Source organism: Kribbella alba (assembly GCF_039529635.1).
Taxonomy (GTDB): domain Bacteria; phylum Actinomycetota; class Actinomycetes; order Propionibacteriales; family Kribbellaceae; genus Kribbella; species Kribbella alba.
Window position 1 is genome coordinate 334,988 of the sequence record NZ_BAAANE010000009.1, and the last position, 11,421, is coordinate 346,408.

Consider the following 11,421-nt stretch of genomic DNA (forward strand, 5'->3'; position numbering starts at 1 on the left):
GTCAGCTGTCGCCCAGCCGACGGACGGCTTCGGCGAAGGCGTCTCCGCGGGCTCCATAGTTGGCGAACATGTCCCAAGAAGCGCAGCCAGGTGCGAGCAGCACGGTGTCCCCCACCTGTGCGAGCTTCGCAGCCTCCCCCACCACGGTCTCCATATTGGTCACAGGTCCAGTGTCTGCGGTCTCCACAGTGATCGTCGGCACATCCGGTGCGTGTCGGGCAAGTGCTTCCGCGATCAGCAGCTTGTCCTGCCCGAGCAGCACCACACCTCGCAGCCGGGGCGCCACCGCGATCACCAGGTCGTCGAAGGTCGCGCCCTTCGCCTGACCGCCCGCGATCCACACGACATGGTCGTAGGCGAGCAGCGAGGCCTGCGCCGCATGCGGGTTGGTCGCCTTGGAATCGTCCACATAGTTGACCCCGGCAACTTCAGCGACGTGCGCGATCCGGTGCGCGTCCGGCCGGAACCTCCGCAGCCCGTCGCGGACAGCCATCGCCGGTACGCCGTACGCCCGGGCCAGGGCGGCCGCCGCGAGGGCGTTCGCCACGTTGTGCGGAGCCGCCGGGGTGATGTCGTCGAGCGTGGCGAGCTCGAGCGCCGAGGACGCGCGCTGCTCCACGAAGGCGCGGTCGACCAGCAGTTCGTCGACGAGCCCGACCATCGAGATCTCGGGCGTACCGAGGGTGAAGCCGATCGCCCGGCAGCCCTCGATCACGTCCGCGTCCATCACCAACTGTTCCGTCGCCGGGTCGGCCACGTTGTAGACGCAGGCGATCTGGCAGTTCTCGTAGATCCTGCCCTTGTCGGCGGTGTACGCCTCCATCGAGCCGTGCCAGTCGACGTGGTCCGGCGCGACGTTCAGCACTGCCGCCGAATGCGCCGACATCGAGTGGGTGAAGTGCAGCTGGTAGCTGGACAGCTCGACCGCGATCACGTCGTACGGCTCGGGATCCATCACGGCTTCCAGCAGCGGCAGCCCCACGTTGCCCGCGGCAACGGCTCGGTGACCGGCCGCCTGCAGGATCGAAGTCAGCATCTGGACGGTCGTCGTCTTGCCGTTGGTACCCGTGACGCACAGCCAGGGAGCTGCGTTGGCTGGGTCGCGCAGCCGCCAGGCGAGCTCGATCTCGCTCCAGATCGGGAGGTCGCGTTCAGCCGCGGCAGCAAGCAGCGGCGCGTGCGGCGGAATCCCCGGTGACGTGACGACGACATCGACCTCAGCAGGCAGCTCGGCGGTGCTGCCCGGGCCGAGCTTGATGGTGGCACCCAGCGTCTCGAGGATCTGCGCCTTCTCCCGGAGCGCCTCGGTGTCCCGGTCGTCGAGCACGGTGACGAACTCGGCCCCGGCCTGCAGCAGCGAATCCGCGCAGGCGTAACCCGCGGTACCGAAGCCGAGGACGACGAAGCGGGTCGTCGACCAGCCGTCGTCGGTGCGTGTCGCGAGGCTCATGTGGCCACCCATTCCGCGTAGAACAGACCGAGGCCGGTGGCGACACAGAGACCGGAGATGATCCAGAACCGGATCACCACGTTCACCTGTTCCCAGCCGAGCATCTCGAAGTGATGGTGCAGCGGCGCCATCCGGAACAGCCGCTTGCCCTTGGTGAGCTTGAAGTAGCCGACCTGCAGGATGACGGAGGCGGTGATGATCACGAACAGGCCGCCGAGCAGCAGCACCAGCAGCTCGGTCCGGGTCATGATGCCCATTCCGGCCAGCGCCCCGCCGAGCGACAGCGAACCGGTGTCACCCATGAAGATCTTCGCCGGCGATGCGTTCCACCACAGAAAGCCGAACAACGCCCCCGTGAGTGCCGCTGCCACCACCGCGAGATCACGCGGATCTCGTACTTCGTAGCATTTCGCGCCTGGCGAGGTCGCACAGCTCTGGTTGAACTGCCAGATGCAGATCAGCGTGTAGGCGCCGAACACCATCATCGAGGCGCCGGTCGCCAGCCCGTCCAGGCCATCGGCCAGGTTCACCCCGTTCGACATGCCGGCGATCAGCAGCAGCACCCAGATGACCACCAGCACGGGCACCAGGTGCAGCCAGCTGATGTCGCGGATGAACGAGATGAACGGCGAGGCCGGGCGCTGACCACGTTCGTCGGGGAACTGCAGCGCGAGCACCGCGAACGCGACCGCGACCAGCGTCTGGCCGGCCAGTTTCGCCTTGCTTCGCAGACCGAGGCTGCGCTGCCGGAAGATCTTGATGAAGTCGTCCAGGAAACCGACCGCGCCCATCCCCGCGAACAGGAACAGCACCAGCACCGCCGAGGCGGTCGGCGTCGTCATCGTGAACAGCTTCGCCGCGAAGTAACCGACGATGGTGGCGATGATGAAGACCGCACCACCCATGGTCGGGGTGCCGCGCTTGGTGTGGTGCGAGGTCGGGCCGTCGTCGCGGATCAGCTGGCCGTAGCCGCGCCGGGACAGCAGGTTGATCGCCAGCCGGGTCCCCAACAGCGTGAGCACCATCGAAACGGCACCCGCGAGCAGGATCGAGATCACTGCGAAGCCTCCTCGAGCAGGGCCGCGGCCAGTCTCTCCAGACCGGCCGCGCGAGAGGCCTTCACCAGCACCACATCACCCGGCTGCAGTTCCTTGCGAAGCAGGTCGAGCGCTTCGTCGATGGTCTCGGCATACGCCGACTCGTTGCCCCACGATCCTTCCAGGGAGGCGCCGAGATGGATCGGCCGGGCTGCCGGCGTGACCGCGACCAGCCGGTTCACATCCAGCCGTACTGCGAGGCGCCCGACCGCGTCGTGCTCCTGCATCGCGGTGTCACCGAGCTCGCGCATCTCGCCGAGCACCGCCCAGGTCCGTGCTCGCCTGGTCCGGCCGATCGCGACCAGCGCCTTGAGCGCCGCCTTCACCGAGTCAGGGTTGGCGTTGTACGCGTCGTTGATCACCGTCACGCCGTCCGCGCGCTCGGTGACCTCCATCCGCCACTTGGAGACGGTGGTCGCGGCGTTCAGCCCTTCGGCCACCTGCTCCGGCGTCAACCCGACAGCCAGTACTGCGGCCGCGGCGGCCAGGGCGTTCGACACCTGGTGCTCGCCGACCAACTGCAACTGGACCTGGTGCTCGGTGCCGTCGATGTGCAGCGTGAAGCCGGGGCGGCCGCCGGCATCGAGCTTGATGCCGCTGGCCCGGACATCGGAGTCGGGGGCCTCACCGAAGGTCTTCACCGTCTGCTGGGTCCGGCTCGCCATCGCGGCGACGCGGGGATCATCGGCGTTGAGCACCGCGGTCCCGCCGGGTAGGACCGCTTCGATCAGCTCGCCCTTGGCGACGGCGATCGCGTCCTGACTGCCGAACTCGCCGATGTGCGAGTAGCCCACATTGAGGACCAGGCCGACCTTGGGCGGCGTGATCCGGGACAGGTAGGTGATGTCGCCGACGTGCCGGGCGCCCATTTCGGCGACCAGGAAGCGGGTGTTCAGGTCCGCCTGGAGCGCGGTGAGGGGATGGCCGAGCTCGTTGTTGAACGAACCCACCGGCGCCACCGTCTCGCCGTACGGCTTGAGCAGTTGGGCGATCAGGTCCTTCGTGCTGGTCTTGCCCTGCGAGCCGGTCAACCCGATCACGACCAGCTCGGGCAGTTGCGAGATCACCAGCCGCGCCAGCTCGCCGAGTGCCGCCTGGGCGTCGGCCACCACGATGCACGGGCTGCCCTCGATGGGCCGCGTGGTGAGCGAGGCGGTCGCGCCGGCCTCGGTGACCGCCGGCACGAAGTCGTGGCCGTCCACGTTCTCGCCCGGCAGCGCGACGAAGAGGCCCCCCGGCGTGACCTTGCGCGAGTCGATCACGACTGCCGCGTCCCCTGTGGCCCGAATCATGGCGGCAGGGTCGACGCCGACGAGCTCACCGCCGACCGCTTCAGCGATCTGGCCGCAACTGAGGGGTATCACCGGGTTGCCTCCAACAGCTCACGCACGGTCTCGCGGTCGTCGAACGGGTGGATCACGCCGTCGATCTCCTGGCCTGTCTCATGGCCCTTTCCCAGCACCACGACGGTGTCCCCGGGACCGGCCAGCTCGATCGCCGTGGCCATCGCCGCACGTCGGTCGCCGACCTCGCGCAGGTCCACCTCTGGTACCGCGGCCCGCGCGCCCTCGATCGCGGCGGCACGGATCGCCGCCGGATCCTCGCTGCGCGGGTTGTCGTCGGTCACGATCACCACGTCCGCCGCCCGGGCCGCGGCCGCTCCCATCGCGGGTCGTTTGCCCGGGTCCCGATCTCCTCCGCAGCCGACCACCGCGAACAGTCTGCCCTTGGTCGCGCCACGGGCCGCGCGCAGGGCCAGCTCGACAGCGTCCGGCGTGTGCGCGTAGTCGACGATCACGGTCAGTCCGTCCACCCGGGTGAAGGTCTCCATCCGCCCCGGCACGCTGGCCGTCCGCAGCCCGGCCGCGATCACGGCAGCCGGTACGTCGACCTGCCGCAGCATCGCGACCGCCAGCAGGGCATTGGCAACGTTGAAGTCGCCGGGCAGCGAGATCTCGACCGTCAGAGACTCCTCCGGCCCCTCGATGTCGAGGACCGTGGTGCCGTGCTCGGACTGGTGTGCCGAGCTCACCTTCCAGTCCGCGTCACCCGTGGTCGACACCGTGACGAGCGGGACCACCGTCTGGGCGGCGAGGCGGCGGCCGTACTCGTCGTCGATGTTCACCACCGCCAGCTCGCACCGCTCCGGGGTGAACAGCGAGGCCTTCGCCGCGAAGTAGTCCTCGAAAGTCTTGTGGAAGTCCAGGTGGTCCTGGGTCAGGTTGGTGAACCCGGCGACCGCGAACCGGGCGCCGTCCACCCGGCCCATCGCCAGTGCGTGGCTCGACACTTCCATCGCGCACCAGGCGACCGCCTGCTCCCGCATCACCGCGAACAGCGCCTGCAAATCGGTGGCCTCCGGCGTGGTCCGGACGCTCTTGACGACCTCGTCCCCGATCCGCGTCTCGATCGTGCCGATCAGCGCCGCCTCACCGAGCGTGCGTAGTACGGAATCGAGCAGATAGCTCGTCGTGGTCTTGCCGTTGGTGCCGGTCACCCCGAGCAGCCGCAGCTCGCTGGTGGGCTCGCCGTAGATCTTGGACGCCACCGCTCCGAGCACGTCGCGCGGCTTCGGGACCACGAGGACCGGCAGGCCGCCGGCTCGGGCTCGCTCCTCACCGGCGGGATCAGTCAGTACTGCGACCGCTCCCGCGGCCCGTGCTTTCTCGGCGAAGGCGGCACCGTGAGTGACGGCGCCGGGCAGCGCGGCGTACAGGTCGCCGGGGAGGATCGAGCGCGAGTCGAGTGACACACCGGTCACCTCGACGCCGGCCGCCGGGACCCGCGCACCGGCGGTCGCGGCCAGATCGGCGAGGCTGATCGGCACAGTGTGCCGCGGCCTGATCGCGGCTACGGCTCCGCCTGCGGCGGTAGGGGTGGACACGGGCCCAGAGGCTACCGCTCCGGGCCCTGTGACACCTACCTGACCCTGCGTCACCAGGTGAGCGGGACGACGGGCTGCTTCGCACCGGTAGGCGGTACGGCGTACTTCTGCAGCGCGTAACTCATCACATCGTGGAACACCGGACCTCCCTGGAAACCACCGCCACGCCCGTTCGTCGGGTTCTGGAGTACGACGTAGGTAACGAAGCGCGGGTTGTCCGCTGGGGCGAATCCGGCGAAAGAGGTCGCCCACTTGCGGTAGCAGCCGCAGGACGAGTCCACCTCCTGCGCCGTACCGGTCTTTCCTGCCACCAGGTAGCCCGGGATCGCGGCCTGGGTGGCGGTGCCGCCCTTGGCGGTGACGGCCTCCATCATCGTCGAGACCTGCTTGGCGGCGGACTCACTCACGACCCGGCGGGACGCGCCCGACGGGTTGGGGATCGAGTTCCCGTTCGCGTCGACGTAGTTCTTCACCAGCTTGGGCGGCACGTACACGCCGCCGTTCGCGACCGCGTTGACCGCGGCGGTCATCTGGACGGCGTTCGCGGACAGCCCCTGGCCGAATGCGACGTTCGACCGGGTCAGCTCGCTCCACTCGTCACCTGGTGGCATCAGGCCGCGACTCTCGCCGGGGAAGTTCAGCCCGGTCTTCTCGCCGAAGCCGAAGTTCTTCAGGTAGTGGACGAAGTCCTGGATCGGCATCTGCTGGGAAGCTATGACGGTGCCGACGTTCGACGACTTGGCGATCACGCCTGCGATGGTCAGGTTCAGCACGCCGTGGTCGAAGTGGTCCCTGATGGTCCGGCGCTGGACCGAGATGCCGCCCGGCACCTTGAGCTTGGTGTCGAGCGAGATCAGCCCGGCGTCGGCCAGCGCCGCCATCGTGACCACCTTCTGCACACTGCCCGGCTCGTAGACCTGCTCGAGCGCGGGGTTCTTCAGCGCGTCCGCCTTGACCGGCTGGTTCGGGTCGAAGGTCGGGTAGTTGGCCATCGCGACGATCTCGCCGGACTTGACGTCCATCGTGACCACCGCGCCCGACTCCGCCTTGTACTGCTTGACCGCCTGCTCGATCCGCTTCTCGGCGAACCACTGCAGGTCGGCGTCCAGGGTGAGCTGCGCGCCGACGCCGGGCTTCGGCTCCTCGACGGTGTGGTCGGCGTTCGGGATCTTGTTGCCCTTGGCATCGACCTCGTACATCGCCTTGCCGTCCTGTCCGGACAGCTTGTCGTTCAGCCCCTGCTCCAGCCCGGACTGGCCCTTGCCCTCGGCGCTGACGACGCCGACGACGTTCGCGGCGATGGTGCCGTTCGGGTGGTTGCGGACCGGGTCCGCTTCGGTGTAGAGCCCGACCAGCAGCGGCTGCTTGGCCTTCGCCCGGTCATTGTTCTGGGCCTTGATCGCGGCGTCGATCTGATTCCACGTCTGCGGGCTGACCTGCCGGGCCACGTAGACGAACCGGCCCTTGCGGCTCAACGTCGCGACCAACTTGTCGTACGTCGTACCGGACAGCTTCGGCGACAGGATGGCAGCCAGGTCGCCGGCGACCTTGCTGGTCTGCGACGGGTCCGCGGTGATCGCCACCGCGTCATCGGACACCGACAGCGGAACGCCGTTGCGGTCGACGATGTCGCCGCGCGAGGCGTGCAGAACGAAAGGCTTGGTGTTCTCCTTGGTCGCGGCCAGCGCGTACGAGTTCGGGTCGACACCTTGCAGCAGAATCAGCCGGCCCGCGAACAACGACAGCACGAACGCCATCACGCCGAACGTCACCCGCAGCCGCAGCGCGGGACGACCGAGCTTCAGCGTCCTCGGCGGCCGCTTCGGCTTGGGCTTCCGGGGCACTGGTGGTCGCCTGTTCTGCGGCGGCCGCTTGCGGGGCGCCGCGGCCTTCTTGGCAACCGCCTTCTTGGCAACCCCCTTCTTGGCAACCGCCTTCAACGGCCTGCCATCAGGACCCGTACGCCGGAGCGCCGGGCGGGCGCTGCCAGCACCTGCGGCCTTGCGGGGACTGGCAGCAGCCTTCTTCGCCGCACGCCGGGGATCGCCGACTGCTGTCTTCCGCGGCCGCGGGTCGGCAGGCACCGCCTTGCGGGGCGCCGCCTTGCGTAGGTCGGGTTTGCGCGGCGCGGCCTTACGCGTGTCGGGAGTCCGCGGCGCGGCCTTACGCGTTTCGGAAGTCTGGGGCGCGGCCTTTCGTGGGCGGGCGCCGCGGTCGGCGGGACGCTGGGAGCTGGAGCGGCCGCTGTCGGTAGCGGCCGGACGACGGGACGGAGACTTGCGGGGCGGGCTATCCCGCTCCGGTTCACCGCCACGTCTGCGTGGCGGTTCACTTCCCCGTCGCTCCGTCATCCGATCATCCCCCGGTCGGTGTGATGTTTCCCGTCGTCGGCGGCTTGGTGTTCGCCGGCGGCTTGGTCGAGTTGGCCGGCGGCTTCGTGGTGTTGGCCGGCGGCTTGGTCGTGTTCGCGGGCGGCTTGGTCGTGTTTGCCGGCGGCTTGGTCGTGTTTGCCGGCGGCTTCGGCGTCCCCGGAGTGCCGGCGGGAGGCGCTACTGGCGGCTTCGGGGTGGCCGGCTTGGCCCCTGTCGGAGTGCCCGGGCCGAACATCGCCGTACCGGTTCCGGCCTTGCCCTCGGCCGGCACGCCCAGGACCTGGCCGTCGGACAGCCGCAGGAACACCGGGTTGGGGTTCGGCACCATTCCCATCCGCAGCGCACGGTCGGCCAGGTTCTGCGGCGACTCCAACGTGCGGACCTGACGCTCCAACTGTTCCTGCTGGTCCCGCAGCTGGCCTGCCTGCTGGTTCAGTGCCGTCACCTGGAACGTGCCGCGCTGCAGCTCGGTATTGAGCAGCAGCAGGCCGACCAGGCCGGCCGCGAGCAGCGACACCACGAAGATGACGAACGGCATCCGCGGCGGCCGGAACGGCGCGCCGTAGACGACCCGGAGCTTCGGCTCGGGCCGCTGTGTCGGCGCGGGAGTGACCCGCGCCTTGGACGGACTGAAGACTGTGCTCATCAGGCCACCAGTCCCTTCTCCCGCACCCGCTCGGCCGCCCGGACGCGCGCGGAAGCAGCCCGCGGATTCGCCGCGACCTCTTCAGCTGTGGGCTTCTCGGCGCCACGGGTCAGCAACTTCAGGTAGGGCTCGTGACCGGCCGGGATCACCGGCAGGTCGTCGGGTACGTCGGACTTGGTGCCGGCCGCGAGCGTCTGCTTGGAGATCCGGTCCTCCAGCGAGTGGTAGCTCATCACCACGATCCGGCCGTGCAGCGCGAGTGCTTCGACCGCCGCGGGCAGGGCGCGCCGCAGTACGTCCAGCTCGCCGTTGACCTCGATCCGCAGCGCCTGGAAGGTCCGCTTGGCCGGGTGGCCCCCGGTCCGGCGGGCCGCCTGCGGGATCGAGTCGCGGACGAGCTCGGACAGCCGGGCGCTGTTGGTGAAGGGCTCGATCTCGCGTTCGCGCACGATCCGGTCCGCGATCCGCCGGGCGAACTTCTCCTCGCCGTACTGGAACAGGATCCGGGCCAGCTCGGCCGAACTGTAGGAGTTCAGGATGTCCGCGGCCGTGGTCGGCGCGGTGTTGTCCATCCGCATGTCCAGCGGCGCGTCCTGCGCGTAGGCGAAGCCGCGGTCGGCCTCGTCCAGCTGCATCGAGGACACGCCCAGGTCGAAGAGGATCCCGTCGATCGCGGGGATGTCGAGCTCGTCGAGCACTCGCGGCAGTTCGTCGTACACGGCGTGCACGAGGGTGATGCGCTCGGAGTACGGCGCGAGACGCTCGCCGGCCAGGCGCAGGGCTTCGGGGTCCCGGTCGAGGCCGATCAACCGCGCCTGGGGGAAGGTCTGCAGGAAGGCCTCGGAGTGACCGCCGAGGCCGAGGGTGGCGTCGACGAGGACGGCACCGGGGCGTTCGAGCGCGGGGCCCAGCAGGGCGACGACGCGGTCGAGCATCACCGGGACGTGGCGCGAGGACGGGTCGGGGTTCGGCATGGGCTCAGCCCACCGATCCCTGCGCACCGCGCTCAGCACCGCTCATCTCGACCCTCCGATAGCCGCGGGAGCGACCCTGCCCCCGCAGGTTGTGACTGCCTTGCCGTTCGGTCCTGCGGTGGGGCGGTGAGTGGAGTGTGCGGAGTTCGTCCGGTCAGATCGCGGGTACGCCTTCCGGGGAAGTACCTCTTCGTCTTGGCGCCGGGGAAGTGGCGCCAACACCGAGGTCGGAAGTCGGACCCGTGATCTCACCGGACGGACTGCTCCGGCTCGTGCGACTGCGGTTCGTGCGGTTGTAGCTGTCGCGGGATCAGAAGATGCCGGGCAGGACCTCCTCGGACAGGTCGGCGAACGCCTGCTCCTGCTCCTCGGAGTACCGGTTCCAGCTCTCCGTGTTCCAGATCTCCACCCTGTTCATCGCCCCGATGACGACACAGTCGCGATCCAGTCCCGCGTAATCGCGCAGCATCGGCGGGATGGTGACCCGGCCCTGCTTGTCCGGTACCTCGTTCGAGGCGCCGGCGAACAACATCCGCAGGTAGTCCCGCGCACCCTTGTTGGTGATCGGTGCCTGCTTCAGCTGCTCGGTCAGTTGGACGAACTCGGCTTCGGGCCACACGAACAGCGAACGCTCCTGTCCGCGCGTGATCACCAGGCCCTCAGCGAGCTCCTCCCGGAACTTCGCCGGCAGGAACAGCCGCCCCTTGTCGTCGAGCTTGGGGAAGTGAGTTCCGAGGAACACGCTCCACCTCCCCGTTGCGGACTCGCCGTCTCAGGTGAGCTGTCTCCACCATTTCAGTACCACTGCGCTCCACCTTACTCCACTTTGCCCCACCGTCAACCAAATTCGCCCCGTTTCGCTCCCCCGTAAGCTGGAGGTCACGGATCGGCAACGGCGGGTGAGGGCCATTTCGATGAACTCCGAAACGACTGGTAACGAAAAGCCCGGGGGTCTAGGCCCGACCCCGGCAGCGGGTCAGAATGATTCGGCCATCAACCAATGGGGAGGACCTAGGGTGAGCACCACCGCGACCAGCTCGGCCATGGATTTCGACGAGCTGACGGAGGTGGCGGGACGGGTCCGCCGAGCCATCGAGACAGTGATCGAAGGCAAACCCGATGTGGTTGAAGTAGCCGTCACAGTGCTGCTGGCCGAAGGACATCTGCTGATCGAGGACGTGCCGGGCGTGGGCAAGACCATGCTTGCGAAGGCGCTGGCCCGGTCGATCGACTGCACAGTCCGACGGATCCAGTTCACGCCGGACCTGTTGCCGTCCGACATCACCGGCGTGTCGGTCTTCAACCAGGAGGTCCGCGACTTCGAGTTCAAGCCGGGCGCGGTGTTCGCGAACATCGTGGTCGGTGACGAGATCAACCGCGCGTCGCCGAAGACCCAGGCCGCACTGCTGGAGTCGATGGAGGAGCGCCAGGTCACCGTCGACACCACCACCTACCAGCTCGAGGCGCCGTTCATGGTGATCGCGACGCAGAACCCGATCGAGATGGAGGGCACCTATCCCCTCCCCGAGGCACAGCGCGACCGCTTCATGGCCCGGCTGTCGATGGGCTACCCGGAGCCGGCCGCGGAACTGCGGATGCTCGACGGGCACGCCGCAGCCGAGCCGCTCGAGGCGCTCCAGCCAGTGACCGACGGACAGCAGATCCTGCGGCTGGTGAAGACAGTGCACTCGGTGCACGTGTCGGAATCAGTGAAGGAGTATGCCGTTGCGCTGGTCGGCGCCACCCGTCGGTCGCAGGAGCTGCGGCTGGGTGCGAGCCCACGAGCGACGCTGCACCTCATCCGGGCCGCCCGGGCCGCTGCCGCGCTGGACGCTCGCGAGTTCGTCCTGCCGGACGACATCCAGGAGCTCGCCGTGCCGGTGCTAGCTCACAGAGTGCTGCCTGCAGCCGAAGCTCACCTCGGTGGGCGCGGGGCAGCTGACATCATCTCCGGGCTCGTGGCCTCGGTGCCGCTCCCCCGTAACCGTCGGGACTGAG

The 11,421-nt window shown here is 68.8% G+C and carries 9 protein-coding genes; 1 reads left to right on the plus strand and 8 read right to left on the minus strand.

Features of this window, described 5'->3' with window-relative positions; translation table 11 throughout:
- Position 1 precedes the first annotated feature (1 nt).
- The 8 genes from murD to mraZ form a co-directional block, all read right to left on the minus strand.
- Positions 2 to 1,450, minus strand: a complete 1,449-nt coding sequence (gene murD, locus ABD210_RS26295) for a UDP-N-acetylmuramoyl-L-alanine--D-glutamate ligase (protein WP_344114797.1) — start codon at positions 1,448 to 1,450, stop codon at positions 2 to 4.
- On the minus strand, positions 1,447 to 2,508 hold the full coding sequence (mraY, locus tag ABD210_RS26300; protein ID WP_344114799.1) for a phospho-N-acetylmuramoyl-pentapeptide-transferase: 1,062 nt from the start codon (positions 2,506 to 2,508) through the stop codon (positions 1,447 to 1,449). The genes murD and mraY overlap by 4 nt, the downstream gene beginning before the upstream one ends.
- Positions 2,505 to 3,839, minus strand: a complete 1,335-nt coding sequence (locus tag ABD210_RS26305) for a UDP-N-acetylmuramoyl-tripeptide--D-alanyl-D-alanine ligase (protein ID WP_344114801.1) — start codon at positions 3,837 to 3,839, stop codon at positions 2,505 to 2,507. The genes mraY and ABD210_RS26305 overlap by 4 nt, the downstream gene beginning before the upstream one ends.
- Before the next feature lie 68 nt (positions 3,840 to 3,907).
- Entirely contained in the window at positions 3,908 to 5,431 is a 1,524-nt protein-coding gene (locus ABD210_RS26310) for a UDP-N-acetylmuramoyl-L-alanyl-D-glutamate--2,6-diaminopimelate ligase (RefSeq protein WP_344114803.1), read from the minus strand.
- 50 nt (positions 5,432 to 5,481) lie between these two features.
- Complete coding sequence (locus ABD210_RS26315; protein ID WP_344114805.1) at positions 5,482 to 7,515, minus strand: peptidoglycan D,D-transpeptidase FtsI family protein; 2,034 nt, start codon at positions 7,513 to 7,515, stop codon at positions 5,482 to 5,484.
- A 271-nt stretch (positions 7,516 to 7,786) separates the two neighbouring features.
- Positions 7,787 to 8,449, minus strand: a complete 663-nt coding sequence (gene ftsL / locus ABD210_RS26320) for a cell division protein FtsL (RefSeq protein WP_344114806.1) — start codon at positions 8,447 to 8,449, stop codon at positions 7,787 to 7,789.
- The gene (rsmH, locus tag ABD210_RS26325) at positions 8,449 to 9,423 is read right to left on the minus strand and encodes a 16S rRNA (cytosine(1402)-N(4))-methyltransferase RsmH (protein WP_344114808.1); all 975 of its coding nucleotides are present in this window, start codon (positions 9,421 to 9,423) and stop codon (positions 8,449 to 8,451) included. The genes ftsL and rsmH overlap by 1 nt, the downstream gene beginning before the upstream one ends.
- Before the next feature lie 310 nt (positions 9,424 to 9,733).
- Complete coding sequence (mraZ, locus tag ABD210_RS26330; protein ID WP_344114810.1) at positions 9,734 to 10,165, minus strand: division/cell wall cluster transcriptional repressor MraZ; 432 nt, start codon at positions 10,163 to 10,165, stop codon at positions 9,734 to 9,736.
- A 301-nt stretch (positions 10,166 to 10,466) separates the two neighbouring features.
- Between mraZ and ABD210_RS26335 the strand changes: the two genes are divergently transcribed.
- Entirely contained in the window at positions 10,467 to 11,420 is a 954-nt protein-coding gene (locus tag ABD210_RS26335; protein WP_344115110.1) for an AAA family ATPase, read from the plus strand.
- Position 11,421: the final 1 nt, after the last annotated feature.